27 protein-coding genes are annotated in these 26,812 nt (G+C 68.8%); 23 read left to right on the forward strand and 4 right to left on the reverse strand.

Going from position 1 to position 26,812, the window contains the following annotated elements; all coding sequences use genetic code 11:
• Positions 1-30: 30 nt before the first annotated feature.
• The 3 genes from hisC to CLV29_RS14910 all read right to left on the reverse strand — a co-directional run bounded on the left by hisC (position 31) and on the right by CLV29_RS14910 (position 2,623).
• Complete coding sequence (gene hisC / locus CLV29_RS14900) at positions 31-1,110, reverse strand: histidinol-phosphate transaminase (RefSeq protein WP_133755888.1); 1,080 nt, start codon at positions 1,108-1,110, stop codon at positions 31-33.
• The gene (locus CLV29_RS14905) at positions 1,107-1,742 is read right to left on the reverse strand and encodes a VOC family protein (protein WP_133755889.1); all 636 of its coding nucleotides are present in this window, start codon (positions 1,740-1,742) and stop codon (positions 1,107-1,109) included. The genes hisC and CLV29_RS14905 overlap by 4 nt, the downstream gene beginning before the upstream one ends.
• 95 nt (positions 1,743-1,837) lie before the next feature.
• Entirely contained in the window at positions 1,838-2,623 is a 786-nt protein-coding gene (locus CLV29_RS14910; protein ID WP_133755890.1) for a DUF3109 family protein, read from the reverse strand.
• A 718-nt stretch (positions 2,624-3,341) separates the two neighbouring features.
• Between CLV29_RS14910 and CLV29_RS14915 the strand changes: the two genes are divergently transcribed.
• The 22 genes from CLV29_RS14915 (at position 3,342) to ccsB (ending at position 24,916) form a co-directional block, all read left to right on the forward strand.
• Entirely contained in the window at positions 3,342-4,268 is a 927-nt protein-coding gene (locus CLV29_RS14915) for a Ppx/GppA family phosphatase (RefSeq protein WP_133755891.1), read from the forward strand.
• 230 nt (positions 4,269-4,498) lie between these two features.
• Positions 4,499-5,452, forward strand: a complete 954-nt coding sequence (locus CLV29_RS14920) for a sugar phosphate isomerase/epimerase family protein (RefSeq protein ID WP_243831967.1) — start codon at positions 4,499-4,501, stop codon at positions 5,450-5,452.
• A gap of 192 nt (positions 5,453-5,644) precedes the next feature.
• Entirely contained in the window at positions 5,645-6,562 is a 918-nt protein-coding gene (locus tag CLV29_RS14925; protein ID WP_133755892.1) for a proline dehydrogenase family protein, read from the forward strand.
• Positions 6,549-7,379 (forward strand): CPBP family intramembrane glutamic endopeptidase, encoded by an 831-nt coding sequence (locus CLV29_RS14930; RefSeq protein WP_243831968.1) that lies wholly within the window; start codon positions 6,549-6,551, stop codon positions 7,377-7,379. The genes CLV29_RS14925 and CLV29_RS14930 overlap by 14 nt, the downstream gene beginning before the upstream one ends.
• 148 nt (positions 7,380-7,527) lie before the next feature.
• Positions 7,528-8,559, forward strand: a complete 1,032-nt coding sequence (locus CLV29_RS14935) for an aspartate-semialdehyde dehydrogenase (RefSeq protein ID WP_133755893.1) — start codon at positions 7,528-7,530, stop codon at positions 8,557-8,559.
• The gene (gene proC, locus CLV29_RS14940) at positions 8,556-9,356 is read left to right on the forward strand and encodes a pyrroline-5-carboxylate reductase (RefSeq protein WP_133755894.1); all 801 of its coding nucleotides are present in this window, start codon (positions 8,556-8,558) and stop codon (positions 9,354-9,356) included. The genes CLV29_RS14935 and proC overlap by 4 nt, the downstream gene beginning before the upstream one ends.
• 2 nt (positions 9,357-9,358) lie before the next feature.
• The gene (locus tag CLV29_RS14945; RefSeq protein WP_133755895.1) at positions 9,359-10,513 is read left to right on the forward strand and encodes an acetoin utilization protein AcuC; all 1,155 of its coding nucleotides are present in this window, start codon (positions 9,359-9,361) and stop codon (positions 10,511-10,513) included.
• A gap of 236 nt (positions 10,514-10,749) precedes the next feature.
• Entirely contained in the window at positions 10,750-10,851 is a 102-nt protein-coding gene (locus CLV29_RS14950) for a 30S ribosomal protein bS22 (RefSeq protein ID WP_042842924.1), read from the forward strand.
• A gap of 17 nt (positions 10,852-10,868) precedes the next feature.
• On the forward strand, positions 10,869-11,150 hold the full coding sequence (locus tag CLV29_RS14955; RefSeq protein WP_243831969.1) for a glutaredoxin family protein: 282 nt from the start codon (positions 10,869-10,871) through the stop codon (positions 11,148-11,150).
• 128 nt (positions 11,151-11,278) lie between these two features.
• Entirely contained in the window at positions 11,279-11,980 is a 702-nt protein-coding gene (locus CLV29_RS14960; protein ID WP_133755896.1) for a redox-sensing transcriptional repressor Rex, read from the forward strand.
• On the forward strand, positions 11,977-13,242 hold the full coding sequence (locus CLV29_RS14965; protein WP_133755897.1) for a glutamyl-tRNA reductase: 1,266 nt from the start codon (positions 11,977-11,979) through the stop codon (positions 13,240-13,242). Before CLV29_RS14960 ends, CLV29_RS14965 begins: the two co-directional genes overlap by 4 nt.
• Positions 13,235-14,221 (forward strand): hydroxymethylbilane synthase, encoded by a 987-nt coding sequence (gene hemC, locus CLV29_RS14970; protein WP_133755898.1) that lies wholly within the window; start codon positions 13,235-13,237, stop codon positions 14,219-14,221. The genes CLV29_RS14965 and hemC overlap by 8 nt, the downstream gene beginning before the upstream one ends.
• Positions 14,222-14,290: 69 nt before the next feature.
• Positions 14,291-15,985, forward strand: coding sequence for a bifunctional uroporphyrinogen-III C-methyltransferase/uroporphyrinogen-III synthase (locus tag CLV29_RS14975; RefSeq protein ID WP_208292996.1), 1,695 nt, complete (start codon positions 14,291-14,293; stop codon positions 15,983-15,985).
• Positions 15,982-16,995, forward strand: coding sequence for a porphobilinogen synthase (gene hemB / locus CLV29_RS14980; RefSeq protein ID WP_279586500.1), 1,014 nt, complete (start codon positions 15,982-15,984; stop codon positions 16,993-16,995). The genes CLV29_RS14975 and hemB overlap by 4 nt, the downstream gene beginning before the upstream one ends.
• Positions 16,996-17,102: 107 nt before the next feature.
• Positions 17,103-17,555 carry a DUF805 domain-containing protein gene (locus CLV29_RS14985; protein ID WP_133755900.1) on the forward strand — a complete coding sequence of 151 codons (453 nt, stop codon included), beginning with the start codon at positions 17,103-17,105 and terminating at the stop codon, positions 17,553-17,555.
• Positions 17,556-17,799: 244 nt separating this feature from the next.
• Complete coding sequence (locus CLV29_RS14990; protein WP_133755901.1) at positions 17,800-18,606, forward strand: DUF805 domain-containing protein; 807 nt, start codon at positions 17,800-17,802, stop codon at positions 18,604-18,606.
• A gap of 124 nt (positions 18,607-18,730) precedes the next feature.
• On the forward strand, positions 18,731-20,032 hold the full coding sequence (gene hemL / locus CLV29_RS14995; protein WP_133755902.1) for a glutamate-1-semialdehyde 2,1-aminomutase: 1,302 nt from the start codon (positions 18,731-18,733) through the stop codon (positions 20,030-20,032).
• Positions 20,033-20,043: 11 nt separating this feature from the next.
• Positions 20,044-20,745, forward strand: coding sequence for a histidine phosphatase family protein (locus CLV29_RS15000; RefSeq protein WP_133755903.1), 702 nt, complete (start codon positions 20,044-20,046; stop codon positions 20,743-20,745).
• Positions 20,742-21,305 carry a TlpA family protein disulfide reductase gene (locus tag CLV29_RS15005; protein ID WP_243831970.1) on the forward strand — a complete coding sequence of 188 codons (564 nt, stop codon included), beginning with the start codon at positions 20,742-20,744 and terminating at the stop codon, positions 21,303-21,305. Before CLV29_RS15000 ends, CLV29_RS15005 begins: the two co-directional genes overlap by 4 nt.
• A gap of 19 nt (positions 21,306-21,324) precedes the next feature.
• The gene (locus CLV29_RS15010) at positions 21,325-22,083 is read left to right on the forward strand and encodes a cytochrome c biogenesis CcdA family protein (RefSeq protein WP_133755904.1); all 759 of its coding nucleotides are present in this window, start codon (positions 21,325-21,327) and stop codon (positions 22,081-22,083) included.
• Positions 22,083-23,930, forward strand: coding sequence for a cytochrome c biogenesis protein ResB (gene resB, locus CLV29_RS15015; RefSeq protein WP_166649300.1), 1,848 nt, complete (start codon positions 22,083-22,085; stop codon positions 23,928-23,930). The genes CLV29_RS15010 and resB overlap by 1 nt, the downstream gene beginning before the upstream one ends.
• Positions 23,927-24,916, forward strand: a complete 990-nt coding sequence (gene ccsB, locus CLV29_RS15020) for a c-type cytochrome biogenesis protein CcsB (protein ID WP_133755906.1) — start codon at positions 23,927-23,929, stop codon at positions 24,914-24,916. The genes resB and ccsB overlap by 4 nt, the downstream gene beginning before the upstream one ends.
• Before the next feature lie 226 nt (positions 24,917-25,142).
• Here the strand turns inward: ccsB and CLV29_RS15025 are convergent, their stop codons facing one another.
• Positions 25,143-25,904: an SDR family NAD(P)-dependent oxidoreductase gene (locus CLV29_RS15025; RefSeq protein WP_133755907.1), complete on the reverse strand. Its 762-nt coding sequence runs from the start codon at positions 25,902-25,904 to the stop codon at positions 25,143-25,145.
• A gap of 90 nt (positions 25,905-25,994) precedes the next feature.
• Here CLV29_RS15025 and CLV29_RS15030 point away from each other — a divergent pair, with 90 nt between their 5' ends.
• Complete coding sequence (locus CLV29_RS15030) at positions 25,995-26,750, forward strand: sulfite exporter TauE/SafE family protein (RefSeq protein ID WP_133755908.1); 756 nt, start codon at positions 25,995-25,997, stop codon at positions 26,748-26,750.
• Positions 26,751-26,812: the final 62 nt, after the last annotated feature.

Consider the following 26,812-nt stretch of genomic DNA (forward strand, 5'->3'; position numbering starts at 1 on the left):
TTGTGGAACGGTTGGGGATGTCGGTGGCGATCAGCGGGGAAGGTTCGCCGCCACTTCGACGGCCAACGCATTGGCCTCCGGTTCGCCGACGGTGATCCGTACCCCGTCGAACTCGTCGTCGGCGACATAGCCGCGGACCATGATGCCCTCGGCGGCGAAGCGATCGGTCCACTCGGCGGTACGTTTCCCGGCCGGCAGCCAGACGAAGTTGCCTCCCGAATCGGGCACCTCGAACCCCAGTGCCCGCAGAGAGTCGATCATGGTCGCTCGCTGGTTCACGATCTCGGCCACCCGGGCGAGAAGCTCCGCTTTCGCTTGCAGGGAAGTGATTGCGGCAACCTGTGCCGGCGCCGACACCGAGAACGGCGGATTCAGGGTGCGGGCAGCCGCTGCCAACTCGGGCGAGGTGACGCAGTAGCCGACGCGCATCCCGGCCAACCCGTACGCCTTGGAGAAGGTACGCAGGGTCGCCACATTGTCGTACTTCTTGGCCAGCGCCAGCCCGTTCGCCGCCCGGTCATCGGTGACGAACTCGGCGTAGGCCTCGTCGACCATGATCAACACATTGTCCGGAAGATCATCGATGAACGCCTCCAGCGCGGCCTGGGAGATCACCGTGCCGGTCGGGTTGTTCGGCGTGCAGACCATCACCACCTTCGTCCGCTCGGTCACCGCGGCACGCATCGCCTCCAGATCGTGGGTCCAACCGGGGCCGAGCGGCACCTGGACCGGTGTCGCGCCATGGCTCAGGACCGAGATCGGGTACGCCTCGAACGAACGCCAGGCGTAGACGACCTCGTCCCCGGGGCTGCAGACCGCGCCGAGCAGGTGACCGAGCACCGACACCGAACCGACACCGAGCGCAATCTGCTCGGGTGCCACCTGCAGATGCTCGGACAAGCTCTCGGTGAGGGCCGCATTGGCCATGTCCGGATACCGGTTCATCAGCTCCAGCGACTCGCCGACCTTCTGCAGCACACCCGGCAGGGGCGCATAGGGATTCTCGTTCGACGACAACTTCCACGATGCCCCGCTCGGTCCGATCGGGGCCGGCTTTCCGGCCTTGTAGGCGGGCAGTGCGCTGATCTCGGGGCGGATCCGGATGTTCACAAACTGACCGTACCGGACGGTGTCTCGAAGTGGGCGGCCAAGATGCCCGGTTGGCCGTTCGGTGCCAGCCAGTTGATCTCCAGGTCCTCGAGCAGGCTGTCGGCCGAACCGCCGAGCCAGTCCTCCAACCGGGCACGGTCACCGGCGATGTCCAACTGGGTCAACCGGATCTCGCTGTCCAGGGCGCTCGGCAGCACCGAGGGTTCGGACACCCACTTGAGGAAGAACGGCAACTGCGGATCGGCCATCGTTCCCTTGGTGCCGACCTGCCGCCATTCCAGCAGCCTGCCGTCCGGCAGGTGCCGACTGCCCGGCACGGCCGGGCGGCCCAGCCGCTCCTCGAACGGGCTCAGGTCGTCGACCGAGACCACCCAGCCCATCCAGCCGCCACCGGCCTCGGAACGGGCACGGACGATCTGCCCGTAGGGCGCGCTCTCGGCCGCGGGATGATCGAGTACCTCGACCACCTCCACGTACCTTCCGTCGCGCAGGGGAATCAGTCTGTTGCGGGTGCCGAAGCGAGGGTGGAAACCGCCGTCGAGGGAATCGGTGCCCAAGGCCTGGCTGAGTCGGTCGGCGGTGCCGCGGAGCCCGTCGGGGCCTGCTGCGAAGGAAAGATGGTCAACACGCATGAGGAGCATTCTCCCGATCGATGTTTCGGGCTCATTGCACGGGGTAGGGCAGGCGGCGTGATGTCAATGTGATAAGCGACACGTAGCCGCCTAGGTCAGGACTTCCGCACCAGTTTCAGCTGCTTGCGGCTGGCCGGATGGTCCATGCCGAGCCCATTCGCCTTCTCGAACCGGCGGCAGTGTCGCGCCAGTTCGGCGTACCCCTGCGGACCCATCAGCTCGGTCAGCTCGTCGACGTTCTCCTGATACACCGGCAACCGGCCGCCGTGGGCCTCGGTGTTCGAGGTGCAGTACCAGTCGAAGTCGTGGCCGCCGGCACCCCAGCCGTCCCTGGTGTACTCGCCGATCGACACCTCGGTGTAGCTGGTGCCGTCGTTGCGCTCGACCTCGCGGTAGGTACGCCGCAGCGGCAATTGCCAGCACACATCGGGTTTGGTCTCGACGAAACTGCGCCCCTCCCGCATCGCCAGCAGATGCAGTGCACAACCGGCTCCGGCCGGGAAACCGGGCCGGTTCTGGAAGATGCAGGCACCGTCGACGGTCCGGGTCTTGCGCTCGGGCGGATCGTTCGGGTCGTCGGCCTCCTCATCGACGGCCCAGCCGTTGCGGCGCCCCTCCTTGCGGTACTGCCACAGCTCCGGGGTGAGTCGCTTCACCGACTTCGCCACCCGCTGCTCGTCCTCGGCATCGGCGAAGTGGGCCCCGAGGGTGCAGCAGCCGGCATCGGGGGCGTTGGCGTAGATGCCCGGGCAGCCCTGACCGAAGATGCAGTTCCAACGCGAGGTCAGCCAGGTCAGATCGCAGCGGAAGACCTGTTCGGGATCGGCCGGGTCGGGGAACTCCACCCAGGCGCGGGGGAAGTTGGAGAGCACCTCGGGCATGGTCGCCACGATAGACCCCGGGTCGAAGCCCGGTGGGTCATTCGGTGGCAGCCCGCTGCTGTGGGTGATCGCAGGTGGGGTCTGGCGGTGATCGGCTGGTGTGGTGATCGCAGTCGGCCATCACGGGTGGTTGCCCATGTAATCGACTTTCGTGCGGGTCCTGCTGCACCGTTTTCGTGGCTCCAGATGCTGATTTCGGTGATTTGGGGGCCGGTTCGTCGATCTGGCGCCACGTCAGCGGTGTTCGTCCAGCCCGTGGGGGCATGGACTGGATGGATTGGGCTGTCCCCGTAACTGGGACGGCGCATGCGGCTGGCGCGGGCTTCTCGGTGGTTGATCCGGTAGCTGGCTCGGGGGTGGCGCACCGTTCTCGTGGCTTCAGATGCTGATTTCGGTGACTTGGGGGCCGATTCGTCGATCTGGCGCCACGTCAGCGGTGTTCGTCCCGTGCTGGTCGTCCGGTTCCTCGGTGACGGGTTCGGCTGCTGTGCGGGGCTCGCTCTCGGGGGTGGCGCACCGTTTTCGTGGCTTCAGATGCTGATTTCGGTGACTTGGGGGCCGATTTGTCGATCTGGCGCCACGTCAGCGGTGTTCAGCTCGGCGGTGTCCGGTCTCCACCGACGTGCTCGGGCCGAAGAGTCGTGCGCCCGCGGCAGCGGCCGGGGCGAAGAGCCGTTCGCCCGCGGGAGCGGCCGCGGTCCCGCTAGGGTGCTGCTTCATGCGCCTCGGGGTACTCGACGTCGGATCGAACACCGTCCACCTGCTGGTCGTGGATGCACGCCCGGGCGGTGCGCCCTCGGCGGCCGCCTCCCACAAGTGGCCGCTGCGGCTGGCCGAACATCTCGACGCCGACGGCGCGATCGACGACGAGGCCGTCGGGCTGCTGGCCGACACCCTGACCGAGTGCCGGGTGCGTGCCGACGACGCGGGTTGTGCCGAACTGCTGACCTTCGTCACCTCCGCGGTACGCGAGGCGGTCAACGGTGAACAGGTGCTGGCACAGGTACGTCAACGCTCCGGGGTCTCCCTGGAGGTGATGTCGGGTCGCGACGAAGCCCGGGTGACCTTCCTCGCCGCCCGCCGCTGGTTCGGCTGGTCGGCCGGCAAACTCGCCGTCTTCGACATCGGCGGCGGGTCGCTGGAGATCGCCGGCGGACCGGACGAGGACCCCGATGTCGCCCTCTCGGTCCCGCTGGGCGCCGGTCGGATGTACCGCGAGTTCGGCGACGACCTGGCAGCGATGCGGCGGCACGCCCGGATCACCCTGGGAGCGGTCATCGGTGACCTCAGCCGTCACGGGCCGTTCGACCGCGCCGTCGGTACGTCGAAGACCTTCCGGGCCCTGGGCCGGATCACCGGGGCCGCGCCGCGCAGCGAGGGACCGTTCGTCACCCGCCGCCTGGAACGCCACGACTTGCAGCAGTGGATGCCGAAACTGGCCGAGATGGAGATCTCGGATCGGGCCAAGCTCCCCGGGGTCTCGCTCGATCGCGCCCCGCAGATCCTTGCCGGGGCAGTGGTGGCCGAATCGGTGATGGACCTGTTCGGCGTGAACCAGCTGATCCTCTGCCCGTGGGCCCTGCGTGAAGGGGTGCTGCTGCGGCACATGGACCACCTGACCAATGGGTCCGGGCGGCACGACTGACCGCTGCGGGATTGCTGGGTCGGGCTGTGTGACTCAACCGTCCTGGGCGCCGGTTCGGCATAGGGGTCATCTGACCGTCGGGTTCGGACAGCACGACTGATCGTTGTGGGTCGCCGGGTCAGGCACAGGGTCATCCGTCCGCCAGGCCCGGGCCGCACGCCCCACCTGCCGCGGTCGGATAGCCGGATGCTCGACATGGCCTTCTGTGGCCTGAGGCGTACATTGGAGCGGTGAGTCCACACATGGGAAGCGCCCCGGAGGGGGCGGCCGCCGGGCACGCCGGCGACGATGACAGTGCAGCTTCGCGTACCGTCTGGGGCGCCGGTCCGGTCACCGACGGGGCCACGCCGCCGGTACCCGGTGAGAACCAGGTCGGCCTGTCGAGCTCCTCGGTCTACCCCGAGGGCACCGCCCGTACCTTCGAACTCGCCGGCCGACTCGGCTACGACGGCGTCGAGGTGATGGTCGGCATCGACGGTGTCTCCACCAACGAGGACGAGCTGGAGCGACTCCGCGACTTCCACCAGGTCCCGGTGCTCTCGATCCACGCCCCCTGCCTGATCTTCACCGTGCGCACCTGGGGCACCGACCCGTGGGAGAAACTGCGCCGTTCCGGCAAGGCCGCCCAGCGCCTCGGCTGCGACGTCGTGGTCGTGCATCCGCCGTTCCGCTGGCAGAAGGGGTACGCCGAGAACTTCGTCACCGGGATCGCCGAACTCCACGACGAACTCGGCGTCCGGTTCTGTGTCGAGAACATGTACCCGTGGCGGGCGCCGAAGGCCGGCAGCCGGGAACCCGGAACCTTCAAGGCCTACCAGCCCGGATTCGACCCCACCGACCACGACTTCGCCCATCTCACCCTCGACTTCTCCCATGCCTCGACCGCCCGGCAGCAGTCGCTGGACCTGGCCAAGGCCTGGGGTACGCGGCTGCAGCACGTCCACCTGGGCGACGGCCGCGGGTCGATCAAGGACGAACATGTGCTGCCCGGACACGGTGATCAACATGCCGACGAGGTCCTGCGCTACCTGGCTTCGGCCGGGTACGCCGGGCAGGTCGTGCTGGAGGCGAACACCCGGCGCAGCGGCAGCCGGGAGCAGCGCGAGATCGACCTGAGCGAATCGCTCGCCTTCGCCCGTACCCACCTCGCCGCGGGCGCCCGGGTCGCTACCGCCACCGCCTGAGGCGTGACGGAACTTCTGTGTCCCACCGGATCGTTTCCCCTCAGGCGTGCGGCTACCGATCGGTGACGACACGGTGAGATCCGGTATCCGAAGCCGCCGATCACTGTCACACTTGATCATGTCGGTCACGTCGGGTGTGCCGGTGGGATTGCGCCCGTAACCGGGAGTTCGTGGGTGAGTAGGAGCAAGAGGGTGGCTGCAGCAATGCTGAAGCTGTCGAACGGTGACACCGTGAGGGGACTGGCCAGTCGGCTGCCGCTCACCCGTTCGCTGATGCAGCGGTTGATCGCCGGGGACGGCATCGACGAGATGATCGGTGCTGTCGCCGAACTCGCCGCGACCCGGCGCCTGGCGACGATCCACCACCTCGGCCCGCGGGCCGCCAACCCCCGTGCCGCCGATCACACCACCGAGCACCACCTGCAGGTACTTGATCAACTACGACTGAACGAGTTGACCTCGGTCACCGAGCTGTCGATCGACATCGCCGGCATCGGCTTCGACCTGCCCGATGGTGCGACCGAGGCCGCCGAACGCCTGCGCCGGATCGCCCGCCGGGCCACCCGCCTCGGCGTGCCGGTGACCCTGTCCGGTGGCGACCGTCGGATGGATGACGTGACCGCCCTGCTGGGCGAGCTGCGTACCGACTTCCCGACCATCGGGGTGACCGTGCAGACCTCCCTACGGCGCAGCGAGGACGACTGCGCGGCCGTGGCCACTCCGGGCACCCGGGTCAGGCTCTACGCCGGCGGTCATCGAGAGGTCGAGGATCTGGCCTTCCTGAACAACGCCGATGCCGAGTTGAGCTTCGTCCGCTGCCTGAAGGCGGTGATGTACAGCGAGGCCTATCCGGTCGTCGCCACCCACTCCTCGCGGTTGATCGCCGTCGCCCAGGACGTCGCCCAGCGTGCCGGCCGCGGCATCGACGACTACGAGCTGTCGATGTTGCGCGGGGTACGCCCGGCCATGCAGGCCAAACTGGCCGGCCTCGGGCAGCGGGTACGGGTCTTCGTCCCCTACGGCCCGCTCGGCTACGAGTACACGATGCGCCTGCTGGCCCAACCGCAGAATCGGCAGGAGCTGCTGCGAGGACTGCTTGAGCGTCCCTGACCGATCCGGCGGCGATCCGTCGATCGGGACTGCGTCCTCGGGACTCGATCCGGCCTCGACGCGGGGACTCGGCGTCGAGATCGTGGTCGTCCTGGCGCTGTCGCTCGGACGGTCAGCGGTCTATTCGGTGCTGAACCTGATCGAGAAGCTGACCCGGCCGGAGGCGTTGTCGTCGCAGACGACCTCGATGAACTCCTCGATCACCCCCGACCGGCCGTGGCTGGACCTGTCCTACCAGCTGGCGCAGATCCTCTTCGGTGTCGCACCGGCGGCGCTGGCGGTCTATCTGCTGCTCTTCCGCGCCGGGCCGATGCTGTGGGGACGCAGCCCGTTCGCCGCCCTCGGCCTCGACCTGCGCCGGCCCGGTTTCGACCTGAGCAGGGGAGCGGTGCTGCTGGCGGTGATCGGGATCCCCGGCATCGGCATCTACCTCGGCGCCCGCGCCCTCGGCCTGAACACCACCATCGCCGCGGCGAACCTGGCCGAGAACTGGTGGACCATCCCGGTACTGGTGCTGGCAGCGCTGGAGGCCAGCCTGCTGGAGGAGATCGTGATCGCCGGGTACTTCCTGATCCGGCTCACCCAGCTGGGCTGGTCCTGGTGGCAGATGGTGCTGTTGTCGGCGCTCATCCGGGGCTCCTATCACCTGTACCAAGGGGTGGGGCAGGGGATCGCCAACTTCCTGATGGGACTGGTCTTCGGGCTGCTGTTCCTGCGCTGGAAGCGGGTCGGGCCGCTGATCGTGGTGCACCTGTTGCTGGATGTGTTCTCCTTCGTCGGGTACGCGCTGCTGGCCCCGGTCGTCGACTGGTTGTGAGGCCGCGAGGCTGAGCGAGAACTGCCACTCGATGGCCTTTTGCGCCCATCCGGCCGCGATTCGGCGATCGAGTGGCGGTTTTCGCTCAGTGAGTCTCATCGAGACCTCGATGTGTGCGAGGTCACCGTCTGCCGCGTACCCTTGCGGCATGCGTGTTGGAGTATTCGGTGCCACCGGTCAGGTCGGCGGAGTCATGCGTGCCCTTCTCGAGGAGCGTGACTTCCCCGTCGACGAGATTCGTTTCTTCGCCTCGGCCCGCTCGGCCGGGTCGACGTTGCCGTTCAAGGACAAGCAGGTGGTCGTCGAGGACACCGCCACCGCCGATTTCAGCGGCCTGGACCTCGCCCTGTTCTCCGCCGGCAAGCAGACCTCGCTGGAGTTCGCGCCGAAGGTCGCCGCGGCCGGTGCGGTGGTGATCGACAACTCCTCGGGCTGGCGCGGTGACCCCGAGGTGCCGCTGGTGGTCGCCGAGGTCAATCCCGAGACCGTCGAGGACCTGCCCAAGGGCATCATCGCCAACCCGAACTGCACCACGATGGCGGCGATGCCGGTACTGAAGCCGCTGCACGACGAGGCCGGTCTGCGCCGGCTGGTCGTGGCCACCTACCAGGCCGTCTCCGGTTCGGGAGGTGCCGGTGTCGCCGAGCTCGCCGAGCAGCTCGCAGCCGTCGAGGACCCGGCGAAGCTCGCCTTCGACGGTGACACCTCGGCCTACCCGGAGCCGAACAAGTTCCCCCGCCCGATCGCCCACGACGTGGTCGCCCTGGCCGGCTCGCTGGTCGACGACGGCACCGGGGAGACCGACGAGGAACAGAAGCTGCGCAACGAATCGCGCAAGATCCTCGGCATCGACGACCTGCTGGTCGCCGGCACCTGTGTCCGGGTGCCGGTCTTCACCGGACACTCGCTGGTGGTGCATGCCGAGTTCGCCGAGGACCTCAGCCCCGAGCGGGCGACCGAGCTGCTCGCCGCCGCGCCCGGGGTGGAGCTGTCCGAGATCCCCACCCCGTTGCAGGCCGCCGGCAACGACCCGGTCTACGTCGGCCGGATCCGGGCCGATCAGTCGGCGCCGGCAGGCAAGGGTCTGGTGCTGTTCCTGTCCAATGACAACCTGCGCAAGGGAGCGGCCCTGAACGCGGTGCAGATCGCCGATCTGATCGCCTCCCGGGTGACTGCGTGAGCCAGCGGCTGGCCTTCGTCGGCGCCGGCATGATGGGTGGGACCCTGATCGCCGGTCTGCTCGCCGCCGGCAGGCAACCCGCCGACATCGTCGCGGTGGAGAACCGCGCCGAACGGCGCTCGAAGCTCAGCCAGGAGTACGGCATCGAGGCCGTCGCCGAGATGTCGGCGATCAGTGGCGCCGAGGTCGTGGTACTGGCGGTCAAACCGCAGGCCGTCGACGCGGCGCTGGCCGAGCTCGCCGAGCAGCTGCCCGCCGAGGCTGTGCTGGTGTCGCTGTGCGCGGGCATCTCCTGTTCCCGGATCGAGGACGCGCTGCCCGCCGGGCAGCCGGTGGTACGGGTGATGCCGAACACCCCCGCCCAGGTGGGTGCCGGCGCCGCGGCGGTCTCGGCCGGCAGCGCCGCCACCACCGAGCAGACCGAACTGGCCCGCGACCTGCTGCAGACAGTGGGTACGGCGGTGATCGTCCCGGAGAGCTATCTCGATGCCGTCACCGCGGTCTCGGGCTCCGGGCCGGCGTACCTGTTCCTGGTCGCGGAGTCGCTGATCGAATCCGGGGTGAACCTGGGCCTGCCCCGCGACATCGCCACCGAGCTGGCGGTGCAGACGATCTTCGGTTCGGCCACGTTGTTGCGGGAGTCGGGAACCCATCCGGCTCTGCTGCGCGAGCAGGTGACCTCACCGGGTGGGACGACCGCGGCCGGTTTGGGACAGCTGGAGGAGTACCGGGTACGGGCGGCCTTCGCCGCGGCCACCCGGGCAGCTCGCGATCGAAGCGTGGAACTGGGTGGTTGATCATGAAGACGGTGCTGGTCCATTCACCGGAGCTGGAACGCTACAGCTTCGGAGTTGATCATCCGATGGGCCCCGGTCGGGTCGAACTGACCCTGGCCCTGGCCCGACAGCTGGGGATCCTCGACGGGGTACAGGTGATCGAGCCGCCGCTGGGGGACCAGTCGCTGCTCGCCAGCGTCCACGACGAGATCTACATCGCCGCGGTGAGGGCTGATCGGGAGGCATCGATCTTCGGTATCGGAACCGCCGACAATCCTTTGGTGCAAGGGATGCACGACATCGCCTCGCAGATTTGCGCAGCCACCACCGAGGCCGCCCGGCAGGTCTGGACCGGTCGCGCCCAGCGAGCGATCAACGTCTCCGGCGGCCTGCACCATGCGATGCCGACCGGTACCAGCGGGTTCTGTGTCTACAACGATCTCGGGGTCGCCGCGCAGTGGCTGAAGGCCAACGGGGCGAAGCGGATCGCCTATGTCGACGTCGACGCTCACCACGGTGACGGGGTGCAGAAGATCTTCTACAACGACCCCGATGTGCTCACCGTCAGCATCCATGAGAATCCCGCGTACCTGTTCCCCGGGACCGGGTACCCGACCGAGGTCGGTGGCGTCGGTGCACTCGGTTCGGCGGTGAACGTGGCGCTACCGCCGGGAACCGGTGATGCCGGCTGGCTGCGGGCCTTCGAGGCGATCGTGCCGCCGGTGCTGGAGGCCTTCCAGCCCGACATCCTGATCACCCAGCACGGCTGCGACTCCCATGCCGACGATCCGCTGACCGACCTGACCCTGACCCTGGGCGGGCAGGTGGAGAGTTATCGGCGACTCGGTGAGCTGGCCGATCAGTACGCCCACGGCCGGTGGGTGGTCACCGGTGGTGGTGGGTACGCGATGCCCTGGGTGCTGCCGCGGGCCTGGGCCCAGCTGATCGGTGTCGTCTCGGGACATCCGGTGGACCCCGAGACCCCGATGCCGAGCGGCTGGATGCCCGAGACCTGGCGTTCGATCGCCGGTCCGGGCCCGGCCACCGTCGGCGAACCCGAACCGGAGTTCACTCCGATCACCGCCGGGATCGACCCGGCCGACCCGGTCGACCAGGCGATCCTGGCCACCCGCCGGGCCGCCTTCCCCGAGCTGGGCCTGGACCCCGACACCTTCTGAACGGCGGCGGTCGGCAGCGGTCGGTCGGCAGCGGTCGACAGAGCAGCGCAGCGGCCCGGCGAGTCGGTCCGGATGCCGACGATTGGGCGATGCCCGGGGTACGCGGGTAAGCTGTGCTTCTTGACCGGCTGGCGCCGACCGACGGGCTCTGCCCGCAGGCTGCAGCTGCCGAGATCCGACATCAACCGGAGCGCTCCCCAGCGCACCGAACGAGACGACGACGAAAGAGGCCACAGGTGGGTTCTGTCATCAAGAAGCGCCGCAAGCGGATGGCGAAGAAGAAGCATCGCAAGCTGCTGAAGCGCACCCGTATCCAGCGTCGCCGCGCAGGCAAGTAAGGCGACCGACACCGGTCGTGGGAGACCGGGACCCCGAGAAGTCGGGGAACACCGCAGACAGCCGGGTCGTGGTCTACACGCGACCGGGCTGTCATCTGTGTGAGGTGGCGATGCTCACCATCGCCCAGGTCTGCGACGAACTCGGCGAGAGCTGGCGCGAGGTCGACATCACCGGCGACCCGCAGCTGACCGACCGCTACACCGACCAGGTCCCGGTGACCACCGTGGACGGACGGCAGCACGACTACTGGCGGGTGGACGCCGACCGACTGCGGGCGGACCTGCTGACGGGACGCTGAGGGAGGTGCCCTCGCGCACCACCCGAGGGGGCGGGACTTCGCCATACCTTACTTTGTGCACAAGTTCACAAGGTCCTACGATGAGGCGTCCCGGGTTTCCGGGTCGCCAGGTCGGCAAGGAGCAGGGGATGAGCGATGCGGAGTCACCGATTCCGGGTGCCACCGTCGCCCGCCTGGTCGACTACCTCGCCGTGCTGACCCGCCTGGCCGATGCCGGGGTGAGCAAGGTCTCCAGCAACGAACTGGCCGAGGCCGCCGGGGCCAACCCGGCGCAGCTTCGCAAGGACCTGTCCCATCTCGGCTCCTACGGCACCCGCGGGGTCGGCTACGACGTCTCCTACCTGCAGATCCAGCTCGACCAGCACCTGGGTGCCGGTCTCGACCTGCCGGTGGTGATCGTCGGCGTTGGCAACCTCGGGCGAGCACTGGTGAACCACACCGGATTCTCCTCCCGCGGGTTCAAGGTCGTCGGCCTCGTCGACGCCGATCCGGCGCTGACCGGTGAACAGGTCGAGGGGCTGACGATCGTCGGCGACGCCGGACTGGAAACGCTGATCGCACGCACCGGCGCCACGATCGCCGTGATCACCACCCCCGCCGAGGTGGCACAACAGGTGACCGACCGTCTGGTCGCCAGTGGCATCATCGGTATCCTCAACTTCGCTCCGACCGCGTTGTCGGTCCCGTCGAATGTGACGGTACGCAAGGTCGACCTCGGGTCGGAGCTGCAGATCCTCGCCTACCACTGTCGAGTCCCGGGATCGAAGGACAGCCTGTTGTCCGCCTGGAACGAGCAGTCCAACGAACTTGCCGGAGCTGACCCACTGTGAGCATTCTCGCCCTGAGTGCCTCCCACCACACCGCGTCCCTCGACCTGCTGGCCGAGCTGACGCTGGTGCCCGACCAGCGCGCGAAGGTGCTCACCGAGCTCGAACGCAGCGCCTATGTCGACGAGGCCTTGGTGCTGTCCACCTGCAACCGGACCGAGATCTATGCCGCGGTGTCCCGCTTCCACGGTGGTCTGGAGGAACTCGCCGGGGCGCTGTCCCTGGTCTCCGGGGTGCCGCTGACTGCCTTGCAGAGCGGCTGTGCGGTCAGCTACGACGAGCGGGCCGTGCAGCACGCCTTCTCGGTCGCCTCCGGTATGGATTCGATGGTCCGCGGTGAGCAGCAGATCCTCGGTCAGGTCCGTTCCGCCCTCACCGAGGGCCAGCGCGCAGGCACCGTCGGCACCTCGCTGAACTCCTTGTTCCAGCAGGCATTGCGGGTCGGCAAGCGGGTCCAGCACGAGACCGCGGCCGGTGCCGCCGGCCGTTCGCTGGTCACCGCCGCCTTCGACCAGATCGGTGACCTGGCAGGTCGCCGGACCGTGATCATCGGCGCCGGGACCATGTCCTCGATGGCTGCCGCCACGGCTGCGGCCGCCGGTGCCGACCTGGTGCTGGTGAACCGGACCCGGTCCAAGGCCGAGCGGCTCGCCGGCACCCTCGGTGCGCAGGTACGCGACCTGTCCGAGCTGCGTTCGGCGATCGCCGACGCCGAGGTGCTGATCAGCTGCACCGGCGGCCGGGACCTGCAACTGGGTGTCGACGACCTGCTGGGCAGCGGGCTGCGTACCGTGGTCGACCTCGCACTTCCCGCCGACATCGCCCCGGAGGTCGCCGAGATCCCCGGGCTGCGGCTGATCAACCTGGCCAGCCTGGCCGAGGGCGGGTACGACGCCGCCTCCGAGGACGACCTGGCCGATGCGATGCAGCTGGTCGCCGACGAGGTCGCCGACTTCCTGGCCGCCCGCCGGGCCGCTGCGGTGACCCCGACCGTGGTCGCCCTGCGGACCATGGCCAGCGAGATCCTCGACGCCGAACTCTCCCGCCTGCAGTCGCGTACCCCGGAGCTGTCCGAGGCCGAACGGGCCGAGGTCGGCAAGTCCATGCGGCGGGTGGTGGAGAAATTGCTGCACCAGCCGACGGTGCGGGTACGCCAGCTCTCCTCGGAGTCCGACACCGACTACGCCGGTGCCCTGCGCGAGCTGTTCGCCCTCGACCCGCAGACGGTCCGGGCGGTCGGCGGGGGTGACCTCGGACGTGAGTGAGCCGGGGACGATCCGGATCGGTGCCCGGCGTTCCCCGCTGGCCGTCGCCCAGGCCGAATGGGTGGCCGGGCAGTTGCAGCTGCGGGGTGTTCCGACCGAGGTCGTGGGCATCACCACCCAAGGCGATGTCGATCGCCGCGAACTCACCCAGATCGGCGGCACCGGGGTCTTCGCCAGTGCGGTGCGGGACGCCCTGCACGCCGACACCATCGACCTCGCCGTGCACTCGGGCAAGGATCTGCCGACCGCCCCGGTGCCCGGGCTGGAGGTCGTCGCCCACCCCGAGCGGGAGGACCCCCGCGATGTGCTGATCGGGCTCCGGCTGGCCGACCTGGACGGTGCCCGGGTGGGTACGGGATCGCCACGCCGGGCAAGCCAACTGCAGGCCTGGGCGCGGGCCCGCGGGATCGAGATCACCGTGCAGCCGATCCGCGGCAATGTCGACCGGCGGATCTCGCTGGTCCGCAGCGGCGAGGTCGACGCCACCTTGTTGGCCGCCGCCGGCCTGCGCCGACTCGGCCGGCTCAGCGGTACCGGGCAGGAACTGCAGGTGATCGATGCCGCCGGTGTGCCGCAGTGTCCGGCCGAACTGCTCGATCCCGAGGTGATGCTGCCGGCGGCCGCCCAGGGGGCACTGGCGGTGGAGGCCGTCGCCGGCTCGCCGGCGGCCGAACTGGCCGCCGTACTGGACCATCAACCGACCCGCACGCGGGTGATCGCCGAGCGGTCACTGCTGGCCCGTCTGGAGGCCGGCTGCACCGCTCCGGTGGGGGCGCTTGCCGAGCTCGACCGGGGACGTGATATTGCCTCCGATTTGACTATGGCGGCGGTAATTGGGAGAACGTATCCGAGCACGTTCGACGAAACGGCTGCCGAGGGATCGCTGATCCGGGTCGCAGGCAGTGGATCGGCGGACGAAGCAGCAGCACTCGGCGCTCGACTGGCCGAGGACCTGCTGGCTCGACTTGACCGGACCTGATCCGGCGGACTGCCACCGTCGGCGGGCGAAAGGACGCGTGACCGAATGACCAGCACGGCCCGCCAAACGATGCCCGATTCGGTGCAAGGAACCCCGGACACCGACCCTTCCGCGGATTCCCAGAGCACCCCACCCGACCATTCCTCGCTGTCCCTGCCCACCCGCGGCCGGGTGATCTTCGTCGGCACCGGGCCCGGTGACCCCGACCTGCTGACCCTCGGCGCGGTGGCCGCGATCGCCGACGCCGATGCCTTGGTTCTTGATCATGAGGATCTGCGGACGATCCTCGAACACCCCTCGGTCAGCACCAAGAACGAGGACGTACCGGTGACGGTGGTCGGCCGCCAGCCCTCGGGCAAGCTGCAGCCGCCCTCGAGCCGCGCCCGGACCGTGCTGAAGCAGTCCACCGGCGGCCGTCGGGTGGTCCGGCTGATCGCCGGGGATCCGTTCCTGGACGGCGGGATCGCCGATGAGGCCGCTGCCTGTGTCCGCGGCGGGATCGACTTCGAAGTGGTGCCCGGTGTCTCCAGCCTGACCGCCGTACCCGAGTACGCCGGGATCGCGATGCAGAATGCCGCCGGTATCCATTTCGCCGCCGCCCCGGATCGGGTGACCAAGGCCCAGTCGGCCCAGTGGTCGAACTCCGGCACCCTGGTGATCTCCACCAAGGCCGGACTGGTCGCCGAGATCGCCGACGCCGCCCTGGCCAACGGCCGCCCCGGTGAGGACGCGGTGCTGGTCACCTTCGACGGTGGCACCACCTTGCAGAACTCGCTGATGAGTGTGTTGTCCGAACTCGCCGAGGACATCACCGCCGCCATCGCCGACAGCGGAACCGATCCCGAGGACCCGGTGCACGTGATGGTCGGCCCGGCCGTCAGCGCCCGCGACGATCTGTCCTGGTACGAGAGCAAGCCGCTGTTCGGCTGGCGGGTGCTGGTGCCCCGGACCAAGGAACAGGCCGGTCCGATGACCACCCGTCTGCGCAGCTACGGCGCGCACAGCGAGGAGGTGCCGACCATCTCGGTCGAGCCGCCGCGCAGCCCGCAGCAGATGGACAAGGCGGTACGGGGCCTGGTCGAGGGACGCTACGAATGGGTGGTGTTCACCTCGGTGAATGCGGTCCGCGCGGTCCGCGAACGCTTCGAGGCCTACGGCCTGGATGCCCGGGCGTTCTCCGGGTTGAAGGTCGCGGCGGTCGGCAACACCACCGGTGCCGCCCTGCAGGCCTGGGGGATCGAACCCGACCTGGTGCCCACCGGGGAGCACTCGGCGGCCGGTCTGGCCGCGGAGTTCCCGCCGTACGACGACACCTTGGACCCGATAAACCGGGTCTTCCTGCCGCGCGCCGACATCGCCACCGAGACCCTCACCGCCGGTCTGACCAAGCTCGGCTGGGAGGTCGAGGATGTCACCGCCTACCGGACCGTGCGGGCCTCGCCGCCGCCGGCCGAGGTGCGGGAGGCGATCAAGACCGGCAAGTTCGACGCGGTCGTCTTCACCTCCTCCTCGACCGTGCGCAACCTGGTCGGTATCGCCGGCAAACCGCACGCCTCGACGGTGATCGCGGTGATTGGCCCGGCCACCGCCCAGACCTGTATCGAGCACGGTCTGAGTGTCGATGTGATGGCCTCCAAGCCGTCGGCGATCGAACTGGCCGACGGTCTGGCGAACTTCGCCGCCGAACGCCGCGATGCCTTCCTGGCCAAGGACGAACCGGTCCTGCGCCCCTCGGAGGTACGGGGGAAGGCGCGTCGCCGGTGAGCGGGACGGATTCACCGCTGCCCGACGACTTCACGGTGCAGCCGCCGGTGGTCCGTCCGCGGCGTCTGCGGGCGAACCGGGCGATCCGCCGCATGGTTGCCGAGACGCTGGTCGATCCCGGCCGGTTGATCCTGCCGGTCTTCGTCGCCGGGGGGCTGACCGAGCCGCGACCGATCAGCTCCATGCCCGGGGTGGTGCAGCACACCCTCGACTCGGTGGTCGCCGAGGCGCGGCGGTGTGCCGAGGCCGGGCTTGCCGGGGTGATGCTCTTCGGCGTACCCGAGCACAAGGACGCTGCCGGTTCCGGTGCCCTGGACCCGACGGGGATCCTTCCCCGGGCCGTGCGGGCGATCAAGCAGGCGGTCGGTGAGGACCTGCTGGTGATGACCGACGTCTGTCTGGACGAGTTCACCGATCACGGCCACTGCGGTGTCCTGCGTACCGATGGGACGGTCGACAACGACGCCACCCTGGCCGCCTACGCCGAGATGGCGGTGGTGCACGCCGAGGCGGGTGCCGATGTGGTCGGGCCGAGCGGGATGATGGACGGCCAGGTCGCGGTGATCCGGCAGGCGCTGGACGCGACCGGGCACACCGACACGGTGATCATGGCCTACTCGGCGAAGTACGCCAGCGCGTTCTACGGGCCGTTCCGAGAGGCCGTCGGCTCCTCCCTGCAGGGGGATCGCAAGACCTATCAGCAGGATCCGGCCAATGTCGCGGAGTCCTTCGGGGAGGTGGAGCTCGACCTGCAGCAGGGCGCCGACATCGTCATGGTGAAGCCCGCTCTTGCCTACCTGGACGTGATCGCGAAGGTACGCGAGCGGGTGGACGTACCGGTCGCTGCGTACAACATCTCCGGTGAGTACGCGATGGTCGAGGCGGCGGCGGCGAACGGCTGGCTGGACCGGGAGCGGACCATCGACGAGACCCTGCTCTCGATCACCCGGGCAGGCGCGACGATCATCCTCACCTACTGGGCCCTGGAGTACGCCCGACGTCACCGGTGAGGCGTGTTCGGATCGTTGCCGAAAGTTGGCGCTCCGGGCATCGACCTGTGAACCCGCTGTGGCCTAGTGTTCCTTCCTGACAACCTGTCTCACAGAAGGAACAGAACATGAGTGCTGGATACGCGCCCGGTGGCGAACCGCCGCTCAACCAACCCTGGTACGGCATCGGCTTCGGCGATGCCCTCAAGCGATGGACCAAGAAATTCTTCGTCTTCAACGGCCGTGCCAGCCGGGGCGAGTACTGGTGGGTGACCCTCTTCGTGGTCATCGTCTCGACCGTGCTCGGTGCCCTGCTGGGGGCCATCGGCCTGGGGACCGGCGAGGCAGTGGTCACCGGCACCTCGTTCTCCTCCAGCGGCCCCACCACGATGATCAGCTATCTGATCAGCCTCGTGTTCTTCGTGCTCACCCTGGGATTGCTGGTGCGTCGACTGCATGACGCCAACTTCAGCGGCTGGCTGGCGCTGTTGTTGCTCATCCCCTGCATCGGATCGCTGATCGTGCTGATCCTGACGATCCTGCCGTCGAAGCCCGAGGGTGCGCGCTTCGACACTGCGTGATCGCGCAGTCGCAGAGAGCGCCGACGGGTGAGTCCCACCCGAACCGTGGCCCCGGCACCTTCGTAGGTGTCGGGGCCACGCATGTCCCCGGTGAAACCGGTGGGGTCTTCTCGCTCGGTGAGTGTCGCGCTGGGGTGCGTGGGACATCCCGGAGACGAACCCCGATCCCGCTAGGCTCGCCGCACCAGCCTCGTCAGGGCGCTCGTTGCCGTCCGGACGCCCCCCACGAACCAGAAGGACTCCGATGAGCCAGGACCCGCAGAACCCTTGGACCCCACGCGACAACGACCAGTCGGCGACTCCGGCCGATGAGGCGTACGGCCAGCAGTCGTCCGGCCAGGGTTCCTATGGTCAGGATCCGTACGGGCAGGGTTCGTACGACCAGGGTTCCTACGGTCAGGGTTCCTACGGGCAGGGCTCGTACGACCAGGGTTCGTACGGTCAGGGTTCCTACGACCAGGGTTCGTACGACCAGGGTTCCTACGGCCAGGACGCCTACGGGCAATCCGCCCAGCAGCAGGGCGGCTACGGCCAGGATCCCTACGGGCAGCCGGGTTACGGTCAGCCCCAGGCCGCCTACCCGGTCGCCGCCACGCCTGTCCCCGGTGACCCGGGAACCCTGGACCTGCCGTGGTACGGAATCGGTTTCACTGCGGCGATCAAGCGCGCCTTCAGCAAGGCCTTCGTCTTCGACGGCCGGGCCAGCCGCGGTGAGTACTGGTGGGTGATCCTGGCTCAGTTCCTGCTGTCGGTGATCATGCTGATCCTCGGCTACGCGCTGTTGCTCAGCGACCCAGCGGTCCGGACATCGGAGGGCTCGCCCGGGCCGGTCGGGATTGCCGGCATCGTCGTGCTGATCGCGTGGTTGGTCGTCTCGGTCATCATCTCGCTGCTGCTCATTCCCCTCACCGTGCGGCGGCTGCACGATGCCAATTTCAGCGGCTGGTTCTGGCTGCTCAACCTGATCGCCTCGCTGATCGTGATGATCCTTTGCGTGCTGCCGTCGAACCCGATGGGTGCCCGCTTCGACAAGTCGGCGACGAACCGCTGAGGCTGCACCACCGGGCCGGGCGCAGGCGGATCCGGTCCGCCTCGCCGGCGGCACCGGCGACCGTCGCGCACCGGGTCGCTTCCCGGTTTGGGATTTTCTCCTACAGCGCGTAGAAATAGTGACCATGACGTCGCGTTCTGCTGCCATGTTCGACGCCGCGAAACGCGTCATCCCGGGTGGAGTCAACTCCCCGGTGCGTGCATTCAACTCGGTCGGCGGTACGCCCCGGTTCATCGCCGAGGCGCACGGGCCGTACCTGGTCGATGTCGACGGCAACGAACTGGTCGACCTGGTCTGTTCCTGGGGGCCGATGCTGCTCGGCCACGCCCATCCGCAGGTGATCGAGGCGGTCACCACCGCCGCGGCCCGGGGGACCAGCTACGGCGCTCCCACCCAGGCCGAGACCGAACTGGTCGAGACCATCATCGAGCGTGCTCCGGCCGAACAACTCCGACTGGTCAACTCCGGCACCGAGGCCACCATGAGTGTGCTGCGGCTCGCCCGCGGCGTCACCGGCCGGGACAAGATCGTGAAGTTCGCCGGCTGCTACCACGGTCACGCCGACTCGCTGCTGGCCAGTGCCGGCTCCGGGCTCGCCACCCTCGGCATCCCCGGCACCCCGGGGGTCACCGCGGGCACCACCGCCGACACCATCGTGCTGCCGTACAACGACCGCGAAGCGGTCACGGCCGCCTTCGCCGAACACGGTGCCGACATCGCGGCCCTGATCACCGAGGCGAGCCCGGGCAACATGGGCGTGGTGCCACCGGCCGAGGGGTTCAACGCCTTCCTCGCCGCGACCGCCCACGAACACGGCGCACTGTTCGTCTCCGACGAGGTGATGACCGGATTCCGGGTGACCCGATCGGGCTACTACGGCATCGACAAGGTGGAGCCGGATCTGGTCACCTTCGGCAAGGTGATGGGCGGCGGGTTCCCCTGCGCCGCCTTCGGCGGCCGGGCTGAGTACATGGCCCAGTTGGCACCGCTCGGCGGCGTCTACCAGGCAGGCACCCTGAGCGGGAACCCGATCGCTGCCGCCGCCGGTACGACCACGCTGAAACTGGCGACCGAGGAGGTCTACGCCGGGATCGACAAGCGGGCCGGGGAACTGTCGAGCGCGGTCACCGAGGCCTTGTCGGCAGCAGGTGTGCCACATGTGCTGCAGCACGCCGGGAACATGTTCAGCGTCTTCTTCACCGATGCGCCGGCCGTACCCGATTACGCCACCGCAGCGGCCCAGGACACCACCGCCTATGCAGCCTTCTTCCACGCCATGCTGGACGCCGGGGTCTACCTGCCGCCGAGCGCCTTCGAGGTGTGGTTCCTGTCCGCCGCGCATGACGACGCCGCCATCGACAAGGTCATCAGCGCGCTCCCCGCAGCCGCCCGGGCAGCAGCCCAGTCCCGTTCGTCGCAAGCCTGAGGAGAGACCAGATGAGCCCCGCCGACGGCGAACCGCAGAACGAGACCGCCCCCGGACCCGTCCGGGCGGTCGTCCACCTGGTCCGCCATGGCCAGGTGGAGAACCCCGGCGGTGTGCTCTACGGCCGGCTGCCGAACTTCCACCTGTCCGCACTCGGCCGGGAGATGGCCGAGCGGGTTGCCGCGCGTACCGCCGACTGGCCGCTGACCCACCTGCGCTGTTCACCGCTGGAACGCGCCCAGGAGACGATGGCGCCGATCGCGGCCAATCATCCCGAACTGGACGTGGTGATCGACGACCGGGCGATCGAGTCCGGCAACGAACTGCAGGGTCGGGTCTTCTCCGACAAGGCCTCCTCCCTGCGCGACCCGCGGATCTGGTGGATGCTGCGCAATCCGCTGCGCCCGTCCTGGGGTGAGCCCTACACCGCGATCGTCGCCCGGATGGATGAGCTGGTACGCGACGCCGCCCGCCAGGCCGGACCGGACGGGCAGGCGCTGATCGTCTCCCACCAGCTGCCGATCTGGATGGCCCGCAGTGCCGCCGAGGGACGGCGGTTGGCCCACGACCCCCGCAACCGGGAGACGACCCTGGCCTCGATCACCTCCCTGACCGTCGTCGACGGCCGGGTCACCTCGGTCAGCTACGACGAGCCCGCCGCCGACCTGTTGCCCGTCAAGGGCCGGGACAAGAAGTTCGTGGCCGGGTCGTGAGGGCTCGGCTGCGTGGTGGTGTCGTCGCGACCCTGGTGGCACTGCTGGTTCTCACCGGGTGCTCCTCGGGGCGTACCACCGACGGCTTCGTCTCCCCCGAACCGGGGCTGACCCAGGTGCCGCCGCAGGAGCGCCAGCCGGCGCCGGTGCTCACCGGGACCACCTTGACCGGGGAACCGATCAGCTTCGCCGACTACCCGGGCAAGGTGCTGGTGGTCAACGTCTGGGGATCGTGGTGCGCGCCCTGCCGCAAGGAGGCCCCCGAGCTCGTCCGGGCCTCGGAGGAGACCGCCGACGTGGCCCAGTTCATCGGCATCAACACCCGCGACCAGGCCCCGGCCGCGGCGATCGCCTTCGAACGGGAGAACGGCGTCTCCTATCCGAGCATCTTCGATGTCGACGGCCAGGCGATCGTCAGCTTCGCCGACACCCTGCCGCCGAACGGGATCCCCAGCACCTTGATCATCGACACCGAGGGTCGGGTCGCTGCCCGGATCCTCGGGCCGACCACCGCCACCACCTTGGTCGGTCTGGTCGAGGACACGGCCGAGGGCAAATGATCATGGACGGATGTTGATCATGGACTTGGCTGCATGGGCACAGGAACTCGTCCAGGGGACGCTTCTGGTGGCGTTGCCGATCGCGCTGCTCGCCGGAGCTGTCTCGTTCTTCTCGCCCTGTGTCCTGCCCCTGCTTCCGGGGTACCTGTCCTATGCCTCGGGTATGAGCGCCAGTGAGGTCGTCGGCGGTGAACGCCAGCGCGGCCGGTTGCTGCTGGGATCGATCCTGTTCGTCGCCGGGTTCACCTTCGTCTTCATCTCCTTCGGCGCCGCCTTCGGTGGCCTGGGCCAACTCCTGCTGGCCCAGGCCAGTCTGCTGACCCGGATCCTCGGGGTGGTGCTGATCGTCGTCGGGCTGATCTTCACCGGCTGGGTGGGGATCGGTCAGTCGACCAAGCGGTTCGCCGCCCCGAGCAGCATCGGCCTGACCACCGCGCCACTGCTCGGCGCACTCTTCGGTCTCGGCTGGACCCCGTGCATCGGACCCACCCTGACGGTGGTGCTGACGATGGCCTACACCGAGGCCTCGGCGGTCCGCGGGGCCGCCCTCAGTGGTGTCTACGCCCTCGGCCTCGGGATCCCGTTCGTGATCGCCGGGATCGCGTTCGGGCGGTTCAACCGGACCGTCCAGTGGGCCCGCCGGCACAGCCTGGCGATCCAGCGGATCGGCGGCCTGAGCATGGTCGCCATCGGGGTGTTGATGCTGACCGGTGTCTGGGATCTGCTGCTCGGCCTGGTCCGCCAATGGGTCGGCGCATTCGGAATGACGGTGATCTGATGGCGAAGGACGATCTGCTGACCGAGGGACCGAGCGCCGACGAGGTCGGCAACGACACCGCCGCCGACCGGGTGGCACAGGAACGGCGCAAGGACTCCTCGACCGGATTCGGGCTGACCGACTGGCTCCGGTGGCTGTGGAACCAGCTGACGGCCATGCGTACCGCGTTGGCGCTGCTGTTCCTCGGCGCCCTGGCCGCGATCCCCGGCTCCTTCGTACCGCAGCGGTCGATCTCACCCTTCGAGGTCGAGCAGTTCATCGCCGACAACCCGACCCTGGGCAGTTTCTACGACGCGATCGGGATGTTCTCGGTCTACACCTCGCCCTGGTTCGCCGCCATCTACCTGCTGTTGTTGATCTCCCTGGTCGGCTGCATCGTTCCCCGGATCGGTCAGCACTACAAGGCCGTGAAGGCTGAACCGCCGCGGGCGCCCAAGCGGCTCTCCAGGCTGCCGGAGAACGCCGAGACTCGGGTCGGCTCCGACCCCGAGGAGGTACTCGACACCGCCGCGGCCTTCCTGCGCCGCAAGCGTTTCCGGGTGGTCCGCCGAGACGGTGAGCTGAGCGCGGAGAAGGGCTACCTGCGCGAGGTCGGCAACCTCACCTTCCACATCTGCCTGGTGCTGATCCTGGCCACCATCGCCGTCAGCGTGCTCTGGGGCTTCCGCGGGACCTCGGCGACGATCGTCGGCCGGGGCTTCTCCAACAACCTCGCCTTCTACGACGATGTCACCGCCGGCGGCCTGTTCCGTACCGACCAGTTGTCGCCGTTCACCCTGCAGGTCGACGACTTCACCGTCGAGTACAACCTGGGCGACCCGCAGAACGCCTCCCAGCCGCTGCACTTCGAGACCAATGTCACCGTGATCGACCGGCCGGGGGCTCAGCCGCGGTCGGAGACCATCACCGTCAACCACCCGATCACCATCGACGGGGTGCAGGTGCACCTGTTGGGGTACGGGTTCGCGCCGGTGGTCACCGTCACCGACGGCGAGGGTCAGGTGGCCTACTCCGGGCCGGTGCTGTTCCTGCCCCAGGACGGGAACTTCACCTCTGCCGGTGTGATCAAGGCACCCGATGCGCGACCCGAGCAGGTCGCCTTCCAGGGCTTCTTCCTGCCGACCGCGACCGTCGACGAGATGGGGCCGCGCTCGGTCTTCCCCGATGCCTACGTCCCCGAGCTCTTTCTCAATGCCTGGGCCGGTGAGCCCACGGCCGAGACCGGGGTGCCGGAGAACGTCTACCAGCTCGACACCACCGGCTTGGAGCAGCTGACCTCGGCCGACGGCGAGCCGCTGCGGATCCGGCTGGCGCCGGGGGAGAGCTATCAGCTCCCTGACGGGCAGGGGACCTTGTCCTTCGACGGTTACACCCGGTGGGTCCGGTTGCAGTACTCGAGCAGTCCCGGCGCGGCCGAGACGCTGGTGGCGATCGGGCTGGCGGTGGCCGGCCTGTGCCTGTCGCTGTTCGTCCGGCCTCGACGGATCTGGGTGAAGGCAGGCACCGGGGAGGCGCCGCCCGGCCGTACGCCGAAGCCGGACCCCGTACCCACCGAGGCCAGTGAATCGGCTGCCATGGGAGCCGCTGGCGAAGCTGCCGGCAACGCGACGGCCGATGCCGGATCCACGCAGGTCGACCCGGCGGATACCGAGCCGGCGGAATCGGCCTCGGTCGCGCCGAGTGGCCCGACCTGGGTCGAGGTGGGCGGACTGGACCGGGTCGGTGGCCGGATCGGTCTGGAGGATGAACTGGCGGCAGTCCTGGGCGTGGTGCAGGATGCCGATATCGATCGATCGCGCGGGGACCACACACCCGGTGACGAATCGCGTGGGAAGGAACCCGCATGAGCCTGTCCGAACTGTCCTACCTGTCCACGGTGAGTGCTGCCGTGGTGTTCCTGTTCGCCACGATGATGCACGCCGCGGAATGGGCCACGGCCACCGTGCGGCGGCAATCGGCGGCCCGGGGCAGACAACTCGCGGCGGCCACCGCCGGCGCCAAGGGTGCCGAGGTGACCGGGGTGACCGATTCCGCCGGCGCGCGCCCGAGCAGTGAGGCGGTCGAGGTCGCGGAGGAGAAGTCCAGCGGCTGGGGACGGATGGGGCTGGGCCTGAGCGTGGTCGGCACCGGATTGATCTTCGCCGGTCTGATCACCCGCGGGATGGTCGCCGAGCGGCTGCCGCTGGCGAACATGTTCGAGTTCACCTCGATGGCGATGGGCATGATCGCGGTGGCCTATCTGGTGGCCAACCTGAAGTTCGGTATGACCTTCCTCGGGCTGCCCGTCACCTTGCTGGAGACGATCGGCCTGGGTGCGGCGGTGACCTGGTTCTACGTCGACATCGTGCCGCTGATCCCGGCGCTGCAGTCGGCCTGGTTCAACTTCCACATCTCGGCCGCCGCGATCTGCGCGGCCGCGTTCAACCTCGCCGCGATCGTCTCCATCCTGTACCTGGTCCGGCGCCACCACGACAACCGCGTCGCCGCCGGCACCGCCCACCGCAACTACCTGGACAAGCTGCCCAGCACCCAGGCCCTGGACCGGATCGCCTACTGGTGCCTGGCCTTCGCCTTCCCGCTGTGGACCTTCACCATCACCGCCGGTGCCATCTGGGCCCAGTACGCCTGGGGCCGGTTCTGGGGCTGGGACCCGAAGGAGACCTGGTCCCTGGTGACCTGGGTGATCTACGCCTGCTACCTGCACGCCCGACTGACCGCCGGCTGGCGAACCATCGTCCCGGCCGTGATCGCGATCATCGGCGCGATCTCCTTCTGGTTCAACTTCGTCGGCATCAACCTGCTGGTCTCGGGGCTGCACTCCTACGCCATGTGACCCGCGGGCGCCAGGTGACCCCGCGGCGCCAGGTGAGCCCGCCGTACCCGCAAATTGTCGGAAGTTATGGCGACCTGGACTGCCGCGGAGGTCGCCACAGCTCCCGATGAGTTCGGGGTACGGGGCGCGATGCCGCTGCGCGCAGGGCAGACCGGGCTGCCGCCGAGCGCCGAGCAGACCGGGCCGCCGCCGGGCGCCGGGTCAGTGGCGGCGACCGGGCGTCGGGTCAGTGGCTGCCGGCGAACCAGCGGCTGACCGGCAGCACGATCCGCATCGGCATCCGCTTCGAGACCTCGCCGAGCAGCACATTCGCCGGGCCGTCGATCACACTCGGTACGCCGCGGTGCAGCGCCTTGAAGGTGCTCTGCACGACCTGCTCGGGGGTACGCCGGCGCTGCATGATCGACTCGTCGCCGGCGCGGGCGAAGAACCCGGTCTCGGTCGGGCCGGGACAGACCGCGACCACCCGTACCCCCTGCGGCTTCAGCTCCGACCACAACGCCTGGCTCAGGCTCAGCACATAGGACTTGGTGGCGGCATAGACGGCCATTCCCGGGATCGGCTGGTACGCCGCCAGGCTGGCGACATTGATCACGGTGCCGCCGCCGCGCTCGACCATCGCCGGTACGAAGGCCCGGGAGAGGGTGGTCAGGCTGACACAGTTCAACTCGATCTCGTCGACCATCCGGTCGGTGTCGGCGTCCGCGAAATCGCCCACCGTGCCGAAACCGGCGTTGTTCACCAGCACCGAGACGTGGCCGAGCCGTTCGGCGGCCGCGACCACCGCGCTCCGGCCCTCGGCCGTACCCAGATCCGCCGCCACGACCTCCACGGCCACCCGGTGGAAGTGCCGCAACTCCTCGGCCAACTCCCTCAGCCGGTCCTCACTGCGGGCGGTCAGGATGATATTGTGGCCCTTCCGGGCCAGGTAGCGGGCGAAGTGCTCGCCGAGTCCACCGCTGGCTCCGGTGACGAGTGCGTAGTCCATGCCGCCAGCCTAGGGCCGTACCCACGATGCCTGCGTCCCACCGCCGGGCTCGAATGGCTGTCAGGCTCCCGGCAGGGCTAGTTTTGGCCCATGCCGTGGGAGCACTTCGTACTGATCGCCATCGCCGGTCTCTGGGCCGGGACGATCAACACCGTCGTCGGGTCGGGCACCTTGGTGACCTTCCCGGTGCTGGTGACCCTGGGCTACCCGCCGGTCACCGCCACCACCTCGAACGCGATCGGCCTGATCAGTGGCTCGTTCACCGGCGCCTGGGGCTACCGGCACGAGCTGACCGGGATGAAGGCGAAACTGATCCGGTACGGCATCGCCTCCCTGCTCGGTGCCATCACCGGCGCGGTGCTGCTGCTGGTCCTGCCGCACACCTGGTTCGAGCAGATCGTGCCGTTCCTGATCGGCTTCTCGGTGCTGCTGGTGGTGATCCAGCCGTGGTTGACCAAACGGATGAAGGAACGCCGGACCGCCACCGAATCGGCCGGCCCGCTGCTCTACGGGCTGATCTTCGCCGTCGGCATCTACGGCGGCTACTTCACCGCCGCCCAGGGGATCATGTTGGTCGCGGTGCTCGGGTTGTTCCTCTCCGATCCGTTGCAGCGGCTGAACGGGATCAAGAACGTGCTGGCCGCGATCGTGAACCTGGTGGCCGGTGTGCTCTATGCCTTCCTGGCGCCGGTGAACTGGTGGATCGTGCTGACCATCGCACTCAGCTCGATCGTCGGTGGACTGCTCGGGGCGAAGTTCGGTCGGAAGCTGCCGCCGATGGCCCTGCGGGGCCTGATCGTGGTGATCGGCGTCGCCGCCATCGTCTACATGGTGTTCTTCCAGTGACCCGCGCCGGGGCCCCGTACCGGGCGACCGGAGGGTTGCCGAGCCGGACTCGTTCGGCTTGC

It is taken from the genome of Naumannella halotolerans, assembly GCF_004364645.1.
In the GTDB taxonomy this organism is placed as follows: Bacteria; Actinomycetota; Actinomycetes; order Propionibacteriales; family Propionibacteriaceae; genus Naumannella; species Naumannella halotolerans.

Excerpts from the sequence above, each read along its gene's own strand:
- CLV29_RS14905 (WP_133755889.1), bottom strand. The coding sequence starts at position 1,742 with ATGCGTGTTGACCATCTTTCCTTCGCAGCAGGCCCCGACGGGCTCCGC.
- CLV29_RS14910 (WP_133755890.1), bottom strand. The coding sequence starts at position 2,623 with ATGCCCGAGGTGCTCTCCAACTTCCCCCGCGCCTGGGTGGAGTTCCCC.
- CLV29_RS14915 (WP_133755891.1), top strand. The coding sequence starts at position 3,342 with ATGCGCCTCGGGGTACTCGACGTCGGATCGAACACCGTCCACCTGCTG.
- CLV29_RS14935 (WP_133755893.1), top strand. The coding sequence starts at position 7,528 with ATGCGTGTTGGAGTATTCGGTGCCACCGGTCAGGTCGGCGGAGTCATG.
- CLV29_RS14945 (WP_133755895.1), top strand. The coding sequence starts at position 9,359 with ATGAAGACGGTGCTGGTCCATTCACCGGAGCTGGAACGCTACAGCTTC.
- CLV29_RS14960 (WP_133755896.1), top strand. The coding sequence starts at position 11,279 with ATGAGCGATGCGGAGTCACCGATTCCGGGTGCCACCGTCGCCCGCCTG.
- CLV29_RS14975 (WP_208292996.1), top strand. The coding sequence starts at position 14,291 with ATGCCCGATTCGGTGCAAGGAACCCCGGACACCGACCCTTCCGCGGAT.
- CLV29_RS14985 (WP_133755900.1), top strand. The coding sequence starts at position 17,103 with ATGAGTGCTGGATACGCGCCCGGTGGCGAACCGCCGCTCAACCAACCC.
- CLV29_RS14990 (WP_133755901.1), top strand. The coding sequence starts at position 17,800 with ATGAGCCAGGACCCGCAGAACCCTTGGACCCCACGCGACAACGACCAG.
- hemL (WP_133755902.1), top strand. The coding sequence starts at position 18,731 with ATGACGTCGCGTTCTGCTGCCATGTTCGACGCCGCGAAACGCGTCATC.
- CLV29_RS15000 (WP_133755903.1), top strand. The coding sequence starts at position 20,044 with ATGAGCCCCGCCGACGGCGAACCGCAGAACGAGACCGCCCCCGGACCC.
- CLV29_RS15010 (WP_133755904.1), top strand. The coding sequence starts at position 21,325 with ATGGACTTGGCTGCATGGGCACAGGAACTCGTCCAGGGGACGCTTCTG.
- resB (WP_166649300.1), top strand. The coding sequence starts at position 22,083 with ATGGCGAAGGACGATCTGCTGACCGAGGGACCGAGCGCCGACGAGGTC.
- ccsB (WP_133755906.1), top strand. The coding sequence starts at position 23,927 with ATGAGCCTGTCCGAACTGTCCTACCTGTCCACGGTGAGTGCTGCCGTG.
- CLV29_RS15025 (WP_133755907.1), bottom strand. The coding sequence starts at position 25,904 with ATGGACTACGCACTCGTCACCGGAGCCAGCGGTGGACTCGGCGAGCAC.
- CLV29_RS15030 (WP_133755908.1), top strand. The coding sequence starts at position 25,995 with ATGCCGTGGGAGCACTTCGTACTGATCGCCATCGCCGGTCTCTGGGCC.